We start from the raw sequence: 16,722 nt of genomic DNA on the forward strand, positions 1-16,722 counted from the left end.
GCACGACCTAGCGCTTAGAGCTTGACCTTGCGGCGCATGACACCGTTGATCACCACCACGACCACTGCGACGGCAATGGCGATGGTCTGGAATGTTTTCTCACTGATAACCCCAGTGTTCTGCAAGTAGGACAGGCCAAACATCGTCGCCAGTACGGCCAGGGCAATCAGAATCGAATATTTCAAACGTTGCTTTTGTGTCATGACGGGTTCCTGAACCTGAAGAGTGTAGCTACGGTGAATAGCCGAATCTGCCAGGCACATAATGGCGAGCGGGTCCGACAGGCGCACATGTTACAGGCGATGCCTAGCGCTGCAAACCGGTGCCCGATTGCGCGCAGCGCTCAACCAGCCAATCGACAAACACCCGCACGCGCTGGGACAGTTGGCGGTGTGGTGGGTACAACGCGGTCAGGGCCATCTTCGGCACAGCCAACTGCGGCAATACTTCCAGCAACGTGCCCTCGGCCAACTGGCGCATCGCATGATAATGCGGCGCCTGGATCAAGCCGAACCCGGCTTCGCAGGCAGCGAAGTAGCCGTCAGAACTGTTCACCGCCAAGCCTTTTGGCAGGTTGACCGTCTGCAATTCGCCGCCCACCTCAAATTCCAGGCCGAACCGTTTGCCGCTGGCACTGGAGACGTACTCGACCATCTGGTGATCGACCAGGTCTTCGAATGAGGTGGGAACCCCCCTGCGCGCCAGGTACTCCGGACTTGCCAGGGTGAGTTGATCCATCATCGCCAAAGGCCGCGCCACCAGCGATTCGTCCAGGGCCAGGCCGCCGCGCAGCACGCAATCGACGCCCTCGCGGATCAGGTCCACGGGGCGGTCGTTAAGGCCTATCTCCAGTTCAATCTGCGGGTAGCGCGCAGTGAATGACGGCAATGCGGGGATCACGATCAAGCGGCCAATGCCCGACGGCATATCCACGCTCAGGGTGCCGCGCGGGTTCTGGCGCTGGGTGGAAAACACCGCTTCGGTTTCTTCCAGGTCTGTCAGCAGTTGTACGCAGCGCTGGTAGTACGCGGCGCCATCCAACGTAGGGCTGACTTGCCGCGTGGTGCGTTGCAACAGTTGCACGCCCAGGTGTGCTTCCAATTGCTTGATCAGGATGGTCACCGAAGCGCGTGGCAATTGCAGGCTGTCGGCCGCCTTGGCAAAGCCGCGCAGCTCGACGATCCGTGTGAACACACGCATTGCGTTGAAACGGTCCAAGTGACGGCTCCCCAGTGGATTATTTAGATAATACGAACAGTGATAGCAGTTTTAGCCGGTTTATCCCGATTTTGTCGAGCGTGACAATGGAGCCCTTCCCCATTAAGGAGCTGACCCCATGCACACCCGTCCACTCGGTACAAACGGCCCACTCGTCTCCGCCATCGGCCTCGGCTGTATGGGCATGAGCGATTTCTACACGCCTGGCAACGACACCCGGGAAGCCACCGCCACCCTGCACCGCGCGTTGGAGCTGGGCATCAATTTCCTGGACACTGCTGACATCTATGGCCCGCACACCAATGAACAACTGATCGGCCAAGCCATCGCCGGCAAACGCGAGCAGGTGTTCCTGGCCAGCAAGTTCGGCATCCTGCGCGACCCGGCCAACCCCACGTCGCGCGGCGTCAATGGCCGCCCCGAGTACATCCGCGAAGCCATCAACGGCACCCTGCGGCGCCTGGGTGTAGAAACCCTGGACCTGTACTACCAGCACCGTATCGACCCGGATGTCGCCATCGAAGAAACCATCGGCGCGATGGCCGAGCTCGTGCAACAAGGCAAGGTGCGTTACTTGGGCCTGAGCGAAGCCTCCGCCGCCACCCTGGAACGCGCTCATAACGTGCATCCGATCAGTGCCCTGCAAAGCGAGTACTCGTTGTGGAGCCGCGACCAGGAACATAACGGTTGCCTCGCCACCTGCCAGCGTCTGGGTATTGCATTTGTCCCCTACAGCCCGCTCGGCCGTGGCTTCCTGACGGGCGCGCTGAAAAGCCCGGATGATTTCGGCACCGATGATTACCGTCGCTTCAACCCGCGTTTCCAAGGCGAAAACTTCGGCAAAAACCTGCAACTGGTGCAGCAAGTGCAGGCGCTGGCAGCCGATAAAGGTGTCAGCGCCGGGCAACTTGCGCTGGCCTGGGTGTTGGCGCAGGGCGATTACATCATTCCGATTCCCGGCACCAAGCAGCGCAAGTACCTGGAAGAAAATGCGGCGGCCGTTTCAATCAACCTCAGCCAGGCAGAATTGGCGGCCCTGGAAGCGATCTTCCCCGCCGAGGCACCCGCCGGCTCGCGCTACCCCGAGGCGGTAATGGCCATGCTGGATATCTGATCAAAGGAGCGCCCTCACAAGGCGCTCTTTTTCTTGCACGATGGTACCTAAAGCTCCTCCTATCCAAGCCGATAGCCCTACGAAGCTCTAACAAAGCCGCGTCGACAATAAACGCTTCGTAAGGACGACCCCATGCCCCCACTGCGCTCCATCCAAGCCCGCTATACCCTGTTCCTGGTGCTGTTCGTCCTGGTGTTATTTGTATTGACCGTGGTGGGAATCGGCCAGTTGGTCGCGCCTACGCTGCGTCATACCGAAGAACAGGTGGTGCTCAACCGCATCGCTGAGGTCGCCGAGCAAATCCAGGGCGAGCTGAACAAGGTTCAGTCCCAGCAACGCAGCATCACCCAGACCATCCCTTTGCTCGACAGCGATGCCATCGACAAAGTCCTCCCAGGCCTGGTCGACCAATATGGCGAGCTGAAAGTCTTCGGCGGCGGGATCTGGCCGCTGCCCAATCAACGCACGCCTGGACGCAACAAGCACAGCACGTTCTGGCACCGTGATGCCTCGGGCAAGCTGGCCGTGAATACGTTCTGGAACAGCGACCCAGCGCCCAACTACTACGACCAGAGCTGGTACAAAGGTGGCCTGGCCTCGCCGCGCGGCCAATGCGCCTGGGCCGCCGCCTACAAGGACGACGCCAGCCAGGAGCCGCGCACCAACTGCGCCATGGCGATCCAGCGCGACGGCGTGCCTTATGGCGTCGCCACCATCGACGTGACCCTGGGTTTCTTCAATGACTTGGTGGCCAGCAAAGAAAAAGACATCGGCGGGCAAATGCTGATCGTCGAAGGCGACGGCAAGATCATCAGCAACAGCACGCGCATCAGCAGCCCGGTGGTGTTGAAAAACATCAGCGAACTCAGCGGCTCCTCGGCGTTTGCCGCCCAGGTCAGCAAGGCCCTGGCCCATCGCGACCAGGCGTTGCAACGCAGCGAGTTCGACAACCAGGGCGTGGCCAGCACCTTTTATATGCGCCCGATCGCCGGCACGCCGTGGTTCCTTGCCACCGCCCTGCCTACTTCGCTGATTACCGCCCAGCGCGACGACGTGCTCGGCACCCTGGCCCTGCTGCAAATCCCCATGGTATTGCTGCTGGTGCTGCTCGCGGTGTATGCGATCCGCCAACTGGTGCAGCGCATGAAGTCGCTGAAAACCAATATCGACGCGCTGTCCGCCGGCGATGCCGACTTGACACGACGCATCACCATCCGCGCCGAAGACGAACTGGGTGCCATTGGTCACTCGGTGAACCGCTTTATCGTCTACCTGCAGAACATGATCGGCGAGGTCACCCAAGCCACCGGTGCCATGTCGTCGAGCCTTGAGCAACTGCAGCGGACCTCGGCGCACACCAATCAGATTCTGGTGCGGCACGCCTCGGAAACCGACCAGACGGTAACCGCCATCACCGAAATGAGCTCCACCGCCGACACCGTCGCGCAAAACGCCGCCGAAACCGCTGCGTTCACCCAGCGCGCCAATGAGCACGCCGACCGTTCCCGCGTGGTGGTGGGTGAGGCCTCCAACAGCGTCAGCGCCTTGATCGGCGAAGTCTCCAGCGCCACCCACAGCGTGGAAAACATGCGCCAGGACGCCGCACGCATCACCGAAACCCTCGGCGTGATCGGTGCAATTGCCGGCCAGACCAACCTGCTCGCCCTCAACGCCGCGATTGAAGCGGCGCGTGCCGGGGAGCAGGGCCGTGGTTTTGCGGTGGTCGCCGATGAAGTCCGCGCCCTCGCCGCCCGCACCCAGGCCAGCACCTCGCAGATCAACGAAATGCTCACCCGCCTGACCGCGGGCGTCAGTTCCTCGGTAGCGGCCATGGAAAACACCCAGGCCAGCTGTCAGTCGGCGGCGGATGCCACGGCGCGGGTGAACACCGGCCTGGACGAAATGGCAGGTTCCGTGAGCCATATCAACAACCTCAGCACCCAGATCGCCACGGCCGCCGAGCAGCAAAGCGCAGTGACCGAGGAGATCAACCGCAGCATGGTGCAGATCCGACAAATGGTCGAAGAGCTGGTACAGAGCGGCCACGCCACTGAAACCAATACCCAGAGCCTGCTGGATGCGAATGGCCGAGTGATTGCCTTGATGGGTCGCTTCAAAGTGCGGTGATAAATGGTTGAAACACTCCCGTGCCAAAGCGCGGGAGTGGGACTATTCTGACAGCTCGAAGACGCCACACAGGAGGTGTGCCATGCGCTCAGCCGAGCAGTCGGTCCGCTTGGAGCGGATCAGTCAGGAACGCTTTATCCAGGCTCCCATCGAAGCCGTTTACGACTATGTGACCCAACCGGATCGCTGGCACGAATGGCACCCCACATCCCTCAGCGCCGACACCGGCACTACCGGTTCCCTTCCTGCCGGCGCACGTTTCACTGAATTCATCGACTTGCTGGGTGTGCGTGTGCCGATGAGTTACCGCGTACAGATCGCCCGGCGCCCCGGCGAATTCAAGACGGTCTTCACCTCCGTGGCCGTCGATGGCTCCATCCACTATTTCCTGCTGCCCCACCAAGGCGGGACGCTGTTCAAGCGTGTATTGACGTATGAAACCGAATTGCAACTGACCACGTTGCATGAACGCATGATCGAACTCTCGGCGGTAGCCCTCGGCCAGCTCAAGCGTCGGATGGAAAATCCACCCTTCGTATAATTTTGAAACATTCCCACCCTGCCTGCTGACCTTTGGGCGCTGGCTTGCCTGCGATGACGTCGTCATGATCGCCGCCATCCCAATTGCTAACGCCTGCACGCGAGCCTCCCCTATGAAAAGCACATTACGCCTGGCCCTGCTCTCTGCCCTGTTCACCACCACCCTCGTCCAGGCCGCCGACCTGATCCCCATCGACGTGCACCGTGACGCCAACTGCGGCTGCTGCAAAAAGTGGATCAGCCATCTGGAAAGCAACGGATTCAAGGTCAACGACCACGTGGAAGCCGATATGAGCGCCGTCAAACAACGCTTGGGCGTGGCACCGCGCCTGGGCTCGTGCCATACCGCGGTGATCGACGGCAAATTCGTCGAAGGCCACGTGCCCGCTGAACAGGTGCTGGCCTTGCGCAAACGTGATGACCTGCTGGGCATTGCTGCACCGGGCATGCCCATGGGCTCGCCGGGTATGGAAGTGGAAGGCCGCAGCGAGGCTTATCAAGTCATCGGCCTGACCCGTGAGGGTAAAGATGTCGTGGTGGCTGAATACCCGGCGCAATGATCGCGGGCTACCTGGGATTATTCTTCGCGGCGTTTGGCGCCGCGACCTTACTGCCACTGCAATCGGAAGCCGTTCTGGTTGGCCTGCTGCTCAGCGGGCATTACAGCCTATGGCTGTTGCTGGGGGTTGCCACGTTGGGCAACGTGCTGGGTTCAGTGGTGAACTGGTGGCTCGGCCGCTGGGTTGAGCACTTTAAGGAACGGCGCTGGTTTCCGGTCAGCGACAGGCAGTTGGACAAAGCCCGCAAACATTACGCGCGATGGGGGCATTGGACCCTGTTGCTCAGCTGGGTGCCGATCATTGGCGACCCGCTGACGTTGGTCGCCGGGGTAATGCGTGAGCCTCTGTGGCGATTCCTGCTGCTGGTGACCCTGGCCAAAAGCGTACGTTATGGCGTGCTCGCGGCAATTACCTTGCAGTGGGTGTTAATCCCCACTTAATCCCCTCGCAACAGCATCCGAGCACCCTTTTTCGGAGCCCTGCCAATGCCCCTGACCCGCGCTTTTTGCATCGCCGGCCTGCTCGCGGCCACTACCGCCCCAGCGTTCGCCGCGACCTACGGCCCCGAGCTGCAAGGCTTCGAATACCCCTACCCGCTTCAGCATTTCGAATTTGAATCCCAGGGCAAGGCCTTGCAAATGGGCTATATGGACGTGCCCGCCAAAGGGCAGGCCAACGGCCGCAGCGTGGTGCTGATGCACGGCAAGAACTTCTGCGGCGCCACATGGGAAGGCTCGATCAAAGCCCTGAGCGACGCCGGTTACCGGGTGATCGCGCCGGACCAGATCGGCTTCTGTAGCTCCAGCAAGCCCGATCACTATCAATACAGCTTCCAGCAACTGGCAACCAACACCCACCAGTTGCTGGAGAAGCTCGGCATTCAAAAAGCCACGCTCATTGGCCACTCCACCGGCGGCATGCTTGCCACGCGTTATGCACTGATGTACCCCGCGCAAACCGAACAGCTCGGGCTAGTCAATCCGATTGGCCTGGAAGACTGGAAGGCCTTGGGCGTGCCCGCCCTCACCGTCGACCAATGGTATGAGCGCGAGCTGAAAGTCAGCGCCGAAGGCATTCGCAAATATCAACTGGCCACCTATTACGTCGGGCGCTGGAAGCCGGAGTACGAGCGCTGGGTGGACATGTACGCAGGCCTGAGCAACGGCCCGGGGCATACGCTGGTCGCGTGGAACTCGGCGCTGATTTACGACATGATCTTCACCCAGCCGGTGTACTACGAGTTCAAAAACCTGCAAATGCCCACGCTGCTGCTGATCGGCACGTCCGACAACACCGCCCTTGGCAAAGACGTCGCACCGCCAGCGGTCAAGGCGAAGCTCGGCAACTATGCCGTGCTGGGCAAGCAAGTGGCCAAGTTGATTCCCCATGCAACCCTGGTGGAATTCCCAGGCTTGGGGCATGCACCGCAGATGGAGGAACCGGCCCAGTTTCACAAAGCGCTGTTGCAGGGGCTGAACGCGCTTTAATCCAACCTTTTTCGAGGTGCTCGTGAATGTCGGTACAGATCGCAGTCATTGATGATTGGCAGCATGTGGCCAGTGGCGTGGTGGATTGGTCGGTCCTGGAGGCCGTGGGCGATGTGCACTTTCTGCACGATTACCCGGCAGATACCGCCACCATGATCGAGCGTTTAAAGGGCTTCGAGGTGATTTGCGTGATGCGCGAACGCTCCACCTTCGACAAAGCCCTGCTGCAAGGCCTGCCAGCGCTCAAATTGCTGGTCACCGGCGGCATGCGCAACGCGGCGATCGACATTCCTGCTGCCAAGGCCCAGGGCATCACCGTATGCGGCACCGACAGCTATAAACACGCGGCGCCGGAACTGACCTGGGCGTTGATCATGGCCTCCACCCGTAACTTGGTGGCCGAAGCCAATTCGTTGCGCGCTGGCGACTGGCAGGTTGGCCTCGGCGGCGACCTGTATGGCAAGACCCTGGGCATTCTCGGGCTTGGCAGCATTGGCCAGAAAGTCGCGCAGTTCGCCCAGGTGTTTGGCATGCGCGTGATTGCCTGGAGCGAAAACCTTACGCCTGAACGTGCTGCACAGTCCGGCGTTACTTGGGTCAGCAAGAGAGAGCTGTTTGAGCAAGCCGACATCCTCACCGTGCACCTGGTGCTCAGCGACCGCAGTCGTGGGCTGGTGGATGCCGAGGCACTGGGCTGGATGAAGCCCACGGCCCACTTGGTCAATACCGCACGCGGACCGATTGTGGATGAGCAGGCGCTGGTGCATGCGCTGGAAACTGGACGCCTGGCGGGGGCGGCGCTGGATGTATACGCCGAGGAACCGTTGCCGGTGGACCACCCGTTCCGCCGTTTGCCAAAGGTGCTGGCCACGCCACACGTGGGGTATGTAAGCCAGCAGAATTATCGGCAGTTCTATTCTCAGATGATCGAAAACATCCACGCTTGGACAAACGGCCTGCCCATTCGCGTGCTGGGCTAACGCACCATTCAAGGGCAACCCTCTCGTAGTGAGCGGGCTTGCCCCGCGCTGGGGCGCGAAGCGGCCCCAAATAGCCACCTCGGTCACACTGTTGAGCCGGGCCCGCCAAAATTGGGAGCGCTTCGCACTCCAGCGCAGGGCAAGCCTGCTCACTACATGCGGGGCAAGCCTGCTCGCTACAAACCCCTCCCTTCGCGCAAAGCATATGGTTACAAGTATTTTGTCCTACAAAATTCTCGTATAAACCCTACAGGCTCTGGGATCTGTCCTAGACTGATGACCGATGGGTCCGTTTCAAAACAAAAACCCCGCGAAAATAATCGAAACTTTCCAACTCTGCCATAGGTCAGGTTTAGGGTAAGGCGCGCACAAGCGGTTCATACCAGATGCCGTCTATCCAATCTTTTTAAGCTAACCGTGCAACTGGCATACGCCTTGCCAGTTTTGTCATGCGCTTGTGCGCCTGGCCGCAGGATGCGGTCATCGGAGCTAATGGCAGCGGGCCATTAGCCGACCAACACGTGGAGATAACTATGATCAGTGCCGCTGCAAGTATTCAGGGAGAGCGTGTTAGTCAGCCAGTTGGCGGGTCGACCTCTTTGGTCGACCTCAACACGGTGCGGCCCGTCCCGAGCCACAATCCAAATCGTAAAAAGGTGCTGTTCGTCACTTCCGAATTTGCCGACTTGGTCAAGACCGGCGGCCTGGGCGATGTGTCTCGCGGCGCTGCCGCGAGCCATGGCCCATCTGCACGATGTGCGGGTGCTGATCCCCGGTTACCCGCAGGTGATGGAAAGCGATAATCCGATCCATATCATTGGTGAGCTGGGTGGCCACGCCGCGTTGCCGCCGTGCAAGATCGGGCGCATGGACCTCAAGGATGGCCTGGTCATCTATGTATTGATCTGCCCCGAGCTTTACGAACGGGAAGGCACGCCCTACGGCGCCAACAACGGCCGCGACTGGCCGGACAACCATATTCGCTTCGCCCGCCTGGGCCTGGCCGCCGCTGACATGGCCGCCAACCTGGCGCAGATCCACTGGTGCCCGGACCTGGTGCACGCCCACGACTGGCCCGCTGGCCTGGCGCCGGCCTATATGCACTGGCGTGGGTCACGCACCCCGACGCTGTTCACCATCCATAACCTGGCCTACCAGGGCGTGATCAGCCTGGCCTCCACGCCTGAGCTGGGGATTCCCCCTCACGCCTTGCAACAGGAAGGCATGGAGTTCTACGGCAAGATGTCGTTCCTCAAGGCCGGCATGGCGTATTCCAGCCATATCACCACCGTGAGCGCCACCTACGCCCGGGAAATCACCACCCCGGAATTCGGCTGCGGCCTTGATGGCTTTTTGGCCAGCAAGACCCAGCAAGGTCTGCTCAGCGGCATTCCCAACGGGATCGAAGACAGCTGGGAAACCTCCACTGACCCGCACCTGACGCACAACTTCAACATCGGCGACTGGGAAGGCAAGGCGGTCAACGCCGCTCAAGTGCGCAACCTGTTCGGTTTGAATGAATCGACCGGCCCGCTGTTCGCCGTTGTGTCGCGCCTGGTGTTCCAGAAAGGCCTCGACCTCACCGAAGCCGTTGCCAGCTTTATCGTCGAGCAAGGTGGGCAGATCGCCATCATCGGTCGCGGCGAGCCGGAAGAAGAGAACGCCATGCGTGAACTGGCACTGCGCTTCCCAGGCCAAATCGGCGTGCGCATCGGTTTTAACGAGACTGATGCCCGACGCATGTTCGCCGGCAGCGATTTCCTGTTGATGCCGTCGCGCTACGAGCCCTGCGGTCTCAGCCAAATGTATGCCCAGCGCTTCGGTTCGCTGCCCGTCGCCCGTAACACCGGTGGCTTGGCCGACACCATCGAAAATGGCGTGACCGGATTCCTGTTCAATGAATCCACCGTCGACAGCTACAAAGAAGCCTTGAACCGCGCGTTCAAGGTGTTTGCCTTCCCAGGCCTGCTCAACGCCATGCGCAGCCGGGCGATGACGCAGCCGTTCAACTGGAGCCAGGCGGTGGAACCCTACGCCGAGCTCTACGAACAACTGGTGGCGAAGGCACTGGGGAAATCCGCTAAATAATCGAAGGAAGGTCTCTATAGATGCCGTTACGGACTCTGGAAACCTGGCCCCACGGCGCAATCATGCTGGACGCGCAACACACGCGTTTTGCCTTGTGGGCGCCAGACGCGTTTTATGTCAGCGTTGAATTGGAAGATGGCAAGTCCGTCGCCATGCTGCCTCAGGCAGATGGCTGGTTCGAAACAGAAATCAAGTGCCCTGCGGGCACGCGCTACCGCTACAACATTGACGGAGAAATGGATGTACCCGACCCGGCGTCCAGGGCTCAAGCCTCGGACGTACATGGGTGGAGCCTGGTAGTCGACCCGCTCGCCTATCAGTGGCGACACAGCAATTGGCAAGGCCGCCCCTGGCACGAAGCAGTGATCTACGAACTGCATGTCGGTGCACTGGGCGGTTACGCAGACGTCGAGAAACACCTGCCACGCCTGGCTGAGCTGGGTATCACCGCGATTGAATTAATGCCTTTGGCGCAATTTCCCGGCGAACGCAACTGGGGCTACGACGGGGTCCTGCCCTACGCGCCCCAAGCTTCCTATGGCACCCCCGAACAGCTCAAGCACCTGATCGACAGCGCCCACGAGCATGGCCTGGCGGTGATCCTTGACGTGGTCTACAACCACTTCGGGCCCGACGGCAACTACCTGGGGCAATACGCCAAGGGTTTCTTCCAGGAAGACGTGCACACCCCATGGGGCGCGGGTATCGACTTCGATCGCCGTGAAGTGCGCGACTTCTTCCTGGATAACGCCTTGATGTGGCTGCTCGAATACCGCTTCGACGGGCTGCGCCTGGACGCGGTGCATGCCATCGACAATCCGGAGTTTCTCAAAGAGTTGGCCCACCGGGTTCGCGAACAAGTGGACACGGGTCGGCACGTCTGGCTGACCCTGGAAAACGAACTGAATCAGGCCGGCCTTCTCGAGTACGAGCGCGATTTCGACGCGCAATGGAACGATGACTTCCACAACGTCATGCACGTCTTGCTGACGGGCGAGACGGATGCCTATTACAGCGACTTTGCCCACGACCCTACGGCTAAATTGGCCCGTTGCCTGAGCGAAGGTTTTATCTACCAGGGCCACACCACTCGGCATGGCCATGAGCGCGGTGAACCCAGTGGGCATCTGCCACCGACCGCGTTTGTAGCGTTTTTGCAGAACCACGACCAGATCGGCAACCGCGCTCTGGGCGAACGCTTGCACCAACTCTGCTCGCCCCAGGCGTTGGAGGCCGCGACCGCCCTGCTGTTGCTGTCGCCGATGATTCCGCTGATGTTCATGGGTGACGAGGTGAATGCCAGCGAGCCATTCCTGTTCTTCACCGACCATCACGGCGAGTTGGCCGAAGCGGTGCGTGAAGGACGGCGCAGTGAGTTTGCTGACTTCGCCGCGTTCAAGGACCCGGAACGACGTGAACGCATTCCCGATCCCAACGCCGCGTCTACCTTTCTACAATCGGCACCGTCGTTTACCGATAACTCACACGCCCATCTCTACCGCCAACTGCTGAGCCTGCGCCAGCGTCACATCGTGCCGCACTTACCGGGCAGCGTGGCACTGGGCGCCGAGGTGTTGGCCGAGGGCGCCGTCACTGCCCGTTGGCGCCTGGGTAACGGCAGCCGGCTGCAGATCGACCTCAACCTGAGCGCCACGGCTCTGGATCATCCGGCGACGGCCCCCGTCCTGTTCGAAACGCCTGCCAACGCCGGCACACACTTGCCGCCGTACAGCGCACGCGTCACCTTATCCCCTGTTGGAGAGCACCCTTGAGCGAAGCGAACCTGGAAATCCTCGCCAGCCGAGCGGGCCTGGCCGTCGATTGGATCGACGCAAACGGTCGCCCGCAACGAGTGAAAGCCGACGCCCTGCGCGCCGTTCTCAAAGGCCTGGGCCACCCGGCCGACAGCGATGCCGAGATCGACGCCAGCCTGTACGAACTGGAGCAGGTGCAACAAGACAAACACCTGCCACCCTTGATGACCATCGACAGCGGCGAAGGGCTGGACCTGGCGCGCTACTTTGAACCGGACACCGCGTGCCGGGTCAGCCTTGAAGACGGCGAAACCCTGGAACTGCGGCTTGATGGCAACGCAGTGCTGCCGGGCATCATTGCCCTCGGCTACCACCACGTGCAGATCGCCGGCCAGACGTTCACCCTGGCCGTCGCCCCCACCCATTGCTACAGCGTGGCCGAAGCCGTCGACACACAACCCGCCCGCGCCTGGGGCGTCAGCGCGCAACTGTATTCCTTGCGCCGCCTGGGTGATGGCGGCTTTGGCGACACCCTGGCCCTGGAGCACCTGGCCCGCTCGGCCGCCGAACGCGGCGCCGACGCTCTGGCGATCAGCCCGATGCACGCGATGTTCAGCGCCGACACCGGGCGCTACAGCCCCTACTCGCCATCGAGTCGCTTGTTCCTCAACGGTTTGTACGCTTCGCCTGGCTGCATCCTGGGTGAACGCGAAGTGCGCAACGCCATCGAGGCCATCGGCCTGACAGATGAATTGCACGATCTGGAGCAGCACACCCTGATCGACTGGCCCACGGCCGCCAAGGCCAAGCAGCGACTATTGCGTGCACTGTATGAAGACTTCCGTCACGGCCACCACCCACAACACGCCGATTTCCTGAGTTTCCGCCAGGCCGGTGGCGAGGCGCTGGAAAATCACTGCCGCTTCGAAGCCGTGCAAGCCGCACGTGCCGCGAAGGGTGAAGACCTTGACTGGCGCCACTGGCCGCAGGATTGGCGCACGCCCCAGAGTCCGGCCCTGGCGCAGTTCGCCGAAGAAAACCGCGATGAAATCGGCTACTTCGCCTTCAGCCAATGGCTGATCGCCCGTTGCCTTGAGCGCGCACAGCAGGCCGCCCGAGGCAGCGGCATGGGCGTCGGTTTGATCGCCGACCTGGCCGTGGGCGCCGACGGCGGCGGCAGCCAGGCCTGGAGCCGCCAGGATGAGTTGCTCGCCAACCTGACCGTCGGCGCGCCGCCCGACATCCTCAACCGTGCCGGCCAGGGCTGGGGCATATCCGCGTTCTCGCCTGAAGGCCTCAAGCGCCATGGTTTTCGCGCCTTCATCGAAATGCTGCGTGCCAACTTCGCCCACGCTGGCGGCTTGCGTATCGACCATGTGATGGGCCTGCAACGCCTGTGGGTGATCCCCATGGACGCCTCGCCCAGGGACGGCGCCTACCTGTATTACCCGGTGGACGACCTGTTGCGCCTGCTGGCGTTGGAATCCCACCGCCACCAGGCGATTGTGCTCGGTGAAGACCTCGGCACGGTGCCGGATGGCCTGCGCGAAAAACTCATCGCCCGCTCTATTCTGGGCATGCGTGTGTTGCTGTTCGAGCAAAACCACGAAGGCCAGTTCAGGCCGATCCTCGACTGGCCCGACAACGCGCTGGCCACCACCAGCACCCACGACTTGCCTACGCTCAACGGTTGGTGGCACAGCCGTGATATCGACTGGAACATCCAGCTCGGCCTGATCGATGCGCCGACTGTGGAGCAATGGAGCGAACACCGCCTGCGCGAACGCCAGGCACTGCGCCAGGCCTTGAGCCAGGACCCGCAGAATTTCGTCGAAGAAATTCGCAATGAAACCGACCATATGATCGACGCCAGCGTGCGCTACCTCGGCCACACCCGCGCGCCGCTGGTTTTGCTGCCGCTGGAGGACGCGCTGGGCGTCGAAGAACAGCCCAACCTGCCCGGCACCACCGACACCCACCCCAACTGGCGCCGCCGCCTGCCGGGTGAAGCCTCCAGCCTGCTCGACAATGCCGGAGCCGCCCGCCGCCTCGAACTATTGGCCGTCGCGCGCAACCAAGCCTATGAGCGTGACCGATGAAAGCACTGCCCCTGCGCGCCACCCAGCGCCTGCAATTCCATAAAGGTTTTACCCTCGATGATGCGGTGCCCCTGGTGCCGTATTTCGCCCAATTGGGCATCAGTCATCTGTATGCCTCGCCACTGCTCAGCGCCCGCGCCGGGTCCATGCATGGCTACGACGTGGTCGACCCCACCAGCGTCAACCCGGAACTGGGCGGCGAAGCGGCCTTGCGCCGCTTGGTCGCGGCGCTGCGTGAGCACAATATGGGGCTGATCCTCGATATCGTCTCCAACCACATGGCGGTGGGCGGCGCGGATAACCCTTGGTGGCTGGACCTGCTGGAGTGGGGTCGCCTGAGCCCCTACAGCGAGTTCTTCGATATTCAGTGGCATTCGCCCGACCCGTTGCTCAAGGGCCAATTGTTGATGCCATTCCTAGGCAGCGATTATGGCGAAGCCCTGCAGACCGGCGCCCTGACCTTGAAGTTCGACGCCCCCCACGGCGCGTTCTACGTCGAGCATTACGAACACCGCTTCCCGATCTGCCCAAAGGAATACGCAGCGATCCTGGGCACCGGTGAACTGCTCAAGCCCTTGGCGGAGCGCTTTTCCGCCCTTGCCTACCAAGACGACGCCTACCATGAGGCGCAGTGGCTGAAGCAGGCCTTGGCCGAACGTGCCACCGAGGTGTTGCCGGCCATTGAACAACGGCTGGCCGAGTTCGACGGGCGCCAACCCGAGGGCTTCAACCGCCTGCATCAGTTGCTCGAACAACAGGCCTACCGCCTGGCCAGCTGGCGCACCGCTGCGGACGATATCAACTGGCGTCGTTTCTTCGATGTCAACGAACTCGGCGGCCTGCGCGTAGAACGCACTGCGGTGTTCGAAGCCACCCACGGCAAAATCTTCGAACTGATCAGCGAAGGCCTGGTAGATGGCCTGCGCATCGACCATATCGACGGCCTGGCCGACCCGCGCGGTTACTGCCGCAAGCTGCGCCGCCGCGTCGATTCGCTGTCGCCAGAGCGGCATCTGCCGATCTTTGTGGAAAAAATCCTCGGAGATGGCGAAACCCTGCGTGAAGACTGGCAAGTGGACGGCACCACCGGCTACGAATTCATGAACCAGCTCTCGCTGCTGCAACATCACCCGGACGGCTTTGAGCCGTTGGCCGACTTGTGGACGCGCCACAGCGAACGGCCTTCGGCCTTCATTGAGGAAGCCCGACTGGCGCGCCAGCAAATCCTCAACGGTTCACTCGGCGGCGACTTTGAAAGCGTGGCGCGCGCGCTGCTGCAAGTGGCCCGCGACGATGTGATGACCCGCGACCTGACCCTGGGTGCGATCCGCCGTGCCTTGCAGGAACTGATCGTGCACTTCCCGGTGTACCGCACCTACATCAGTGCCCGTGGGCGTAGCGCCGCCGACGATAAGGTATTCCAGCAAGCCATGGAGGGCGCTCGCACGACCCTGGGTGAAGGCGACTGGCCAGTACTCGAGCACCTGGAGAAATGGCTGGGCGGCCAGCCATGGCGCAATCGGCCTGTGGGCCGTGAACGCAAGATCCTCAAGCATGCCTGCGTGCGCTTCCAGCAACTGACGTCGCCCGCGGCCGCCAAGGCCGTGGAAGACACGGCGTTCTATCGTTCGGCGGTATTGCTATCGCGCAATGACGTGGGCTTCAGCACTGAGCAGTTCAGCGCGCCGTTGGCCGATTTTCATGCGGTCAACGGGCAACGCTTGCAGAGCTTCCCCGACAACCTGCTGGCCACCGCCACCCACGACCACAAGCGCGGCGAAGACACGCGCGCGCGCCTGGCGGTGATCAGCGAGTGCGCGCCGTGGTACGTCGAGCAAGTGGAGCACTGGCGCACCCTCGCCGCCCCGTTGCGTACCGATGCAAACACGCCGTCAGCCGGCGATGAATTGATCCTCTACCAGGCACTGCTGGGCAGTTGGCCGCTGGACCTGGCCGCCGACTTCGAGGGTTACCAGCAGCGCCTGTGGCAGTGGCAACAAAAAGCCCTGCGCGAAGCCAAGTTGCAGAGCAGCTGGAGCGCGCCCAACGAGGCCTATGAACAAGGCGTCGAGGCATTCCTGTCGCGGCTGTTGCTCAGCGACGAAGGCCACCCATTGCGCACCGCTATCGGTAACGCCGCCCAGGCGATTGCCCCAGCCGGCGCGTTGAATGGCCTGGCGCAATCCTTGCTTCGCATCACTGTGCCGGGTGTGCCGGACCTGTATCAGGGCGATGAGTTCTGGGACTTCAGCCTGGTGGACCCGGACAACCGCCGCCCGGTGGATTTCAATGCACGACAACACGCATTGGATACACCACCGGACATTGGCGAACTGCTGTTCAACTGGCGCGACGGGCGTATCAAACAGGCGCTGATTGCTCAGGTGCTGGCCGTGCGCAAGGCCCATCCCGAGCTGTTCCGCAGCGGCACCTACACACCGCTGGACGTGGTTGGCAAGCACGCTGAACGCGTGGTCGCGTTCTGTCGTGAACACCAGGGCAAACGCCTGCTGGTGGTGGTGCCACGCTGGCCCCATCGCTTGCTTGAAAACGGTGTGCATCCCCAGATCAATGCGCAGGTTTGGGGCGATACGCGGGTGAAATTACCGTTCGCCGCGACAACCCAAAACTGGAAGGGACTTTTTCATACAGGCGCAGTCACACCAGACAAGGAGCTGTTGGTTAGCACTGCCCTGGGGGATTTCCCGGTCAATGTCTTTATCAATCCTGATGATCAAGAAAGCTGAAAATTTTC

At 61.6% G+C, this 16,722-nt stretch carries 12 protein-coding genes and 1 pseudogene; 11 read left to right on the forward strand and 2 right to left on the reverse strand.

What is annotated here, in order from left to right; genetic code table 11:
* Positions 1 to 14: 14 nt before the first annotated feature.
* Positions 15 to 203 (reverse strand): hypothetical protein, encoded by a 189-nt coding sequence (locus tag AB4O35_RS21260; RefSeq protein ID WP_049713137.1) that lies wholly within the window; start codon positions 201 to 203, stop codon positions 15 to 17.
* 103 nt (positions 204 to 306) lie between these two features.
* Complete coding sequence (locus AB4O35_RS21265; protein WP_065872967.1) at positions 307 to 1,218, reverse strand: LysR family transcriptional regulator; 912 nt, start codon at positions 1,216 to 1,218, stop codon at positions 307 to 309.
* Positions 1,219 to 1,336: 118 nt separating this feature from the next.
* Here AB4O35_RS21265 and AB4O35_RS21270 point away from each other — a divergent pair, with 118 nt between their 5' ends.
* From AB4O35_RS21270 to AB4O35_RS21320, 11 genes and pseudogenes are all read left to right on the forward strand, one after another.
* On the forward strand, positions 1,337 to 2,332 hold the full coding sequence (locus AB4O35_RS21270; RefSeq protein WP_065872966.1) for an aldo/keto reductase: 996 nt from the start codon (positions 1,337 to 1,339) through the stop codon (positions 2,330 to 2,332).
* A gap of 132 nt (positions 2,333 to 2,464) precedes the next feature.
* Complete coding sequence (locus AB4O35_RS21275) at positions 2,465 to 4,459, forward strand: methyl-accepting chemotaxis protein (protein ID WP_065872965.1); 1,995 nt, start codon at positions 2,465 to 2,467, stop codon at positions 4,457 to 4,459.
* A gap of 82 nt (positions 4,460 to 4,541) precedes the next feature.
* The gene (locus AB4O35_RS21280) at positions 4,542 to 5,000 is read left to right on the forward strand and encodes an SRPBCC family protein (RefSeq protein ID WP_065872964.1); all 459 of its coding nucleotides are present in this window, start codon (positions 4,542 to 4,544) and stop codon (positions 4,998 to 5,000) included.
* 112 nt (positions 5,001 to 5,112) lie between these two features.
* Positions 5,113 to 5,559 carry a DUF411 domain-containing protein gene (locus AB4O35_RS21285; RefSeq protein ID WP_065872963.1) on the forward strand — a complete coding sequence of 149 codons (447 nt, stop codon included), beginning with the start codon at positions 5,113 to 5,115 and terminating at the stop codon, positions 5,557 to 5,559.
* Positions 5,556 to 5,999 carry a YqaA family protein gene (locus AB4O35_RS21290; protein ID WP_065872962.1) on the forward strand — a complete coding sequence of 148 codons (444 nt, stop codon included), beginning with the start codon at positions 5,556 to 5,558 and terminating at the stop codon, positions 5,997 to 5,999. Before AB4O35_RS21285 ends, AB4O35_RS21290 begins: the two co-directional genes overlap by 4 nt.
* Positions 6,000 to 6,044: 45 nt before the next feature.
* A complete protein-coding gene (locus tag AB4O35_RS21295) occupies positions 6,045 to 7,046 on the forward strand; it encodes an alpha/beta fold hydrolase (RefSeq protein ID WP_065872961.1) in 1,002 nt (333 codons plus the stop codon).
* 26 nt (positions 7,047 to 7,072) lie between these two features.
* Entirely contained in the window at positions 7,073 to 8,026 is a 954-nt protein-coding gene (locus AB4O35_RS21300) for a D-2-hydroxyacid dehydrogenase family protein (RefSeq protein ID WP_065872960.1), read from the forward strand.
* A gap of 533 nt (positions 8,027 to 8,559) precedes the next feature.
* A pseudogene (glgA, locus tag AB4O35_RS21305) lies at positions 8,560 to 10,114 on the forward strand (glycogen synthase GlgA).
* A 20-nt stretch (positions 10,115 to 10,134) separates the two neighbouring features.
* Positions 10,135 to 11,886 carry a malto-oligosyltrehalose trehalohydrolase gene (treZ, locus tag AB4O35_RS21310; protein ID WP_065872958.1) on the forward strand — a complete coding sequence of 584 codons (1,752 nt, stop codon included), beginning with the start codon at positions 10,135 to 10,137 and terminating at the stop codon, positions 11,884 to 11,886.
* Positions 11,883 to 13,967 carry a 4-alpha-glucanotransferase gene (gene malQ / locus AB4O35_RS21315; protein WP_065909454.1) on the forward strand — a complete coding sequence of 695 codons (2,085 nt, stop codon included), beginning with the start codon at positions 11,883 to 11,885 and terminating at the stop codon, positions 13,965 to 13,967. The genes treZ and malQ overlap by 4 nt, the downstream gene beginning before the upstream one ends.
* Positions 13,964 to 16,714 carry a malto-oligosyltrehalose synthase gene (locus AB4O35_RS21320; protein WP_065945447.1) on the forward strand — a complete coding sequence of 917 codons (2,751 nt, stop codon included), beginning with the start codon at positions 13,964 to 13,966 and terminating at the stop codon, positions 16,712 to 16,714. Before malQ ends, AB4O35_RS21320 begins: the two co-directional genes overlap by 4 nt.
* Positions 16,715 to 16,722 lie beyond the last annotated feature (8 nt).

It is taken from the genome of Pseudomonas sp. H1_A03 (assembly GCF_054685145.1).

Excerpts from the sequence above, each read along its gene's own strand:
- treZ (WP_065872958.1), top strand. The coding sequence starts at position 10,135 with ATGCCGTTACGGACTCTGGAAACCTGGCCCCACGGCGCAATCATGCTG.
- AB4O35_RS21290 (WP_065872962.1), top strand. The coding sequence starts at position 5,556 with ATGATCGCGGGCTACCTGGGATTATTCTTCGCGGCGTTTGGCGCCGCG.
- AB4O35_RS21260 (WP_049713137.1), bottom strand. The coding sequence starts at position 203 with ATGACACAAAAGCAACGTTTGAAATATTCGATTCTGATTGCCCTGGCC.
- AB4O35_RS21280 (WP_065872964.1), top strand. The coding sequence starts at position 4,542 with ATGCGCTCAGCCGAGCAGTCGGTCCGCTTGGAGCGGATCAGTCAGGAA.
- AB4O35_RS21295 (WP_065872961.1), top strand. The coding sequence starts at position 6,045 with ATGCCCCTGACCCGCGCTTTTTGCATCGCCGGCCTGCTCGCGGCCACT.
- AB4O35_RS21300 (WP_065872960.1), top strand. The coding sequence starts at position 7,073 with ATGTCGGTACAGATCGCAGTCATTGATGATTGGCAGCATGTGGCCAGT.
- AB4O35_RS21285 (WP_065872963.1), top strand. The coding sequence starts at position 5,113 with ATGAAAAGCACATTACGCCTGGCCCTGCTCTCTGCCCTGTTCACCACC.
- AB4O35_RS21320 (WP_065945447.1), top strand. The coding sequence starts at position 13,964 with ATGAAAGCACTGCCCCTGCGCGCCACCCAGCGCCTGCAATTCCATAAA.
- AB4O35_RS21275 (WP_065872965.1), top strand. The coding sequence starts at position 2,465 with ATGCCCCCACTGCGCTCCATCCAAGCCCGCTATACCCTGTTCCTGGTG.
- AB4O35_RS21270 (WP_065872966.1), top strand. The coding sequence starts at position 1,337 with ATGCACACCCGTCCACTCGGTACAAACGGCCCACTCGTCTCCGCCATC.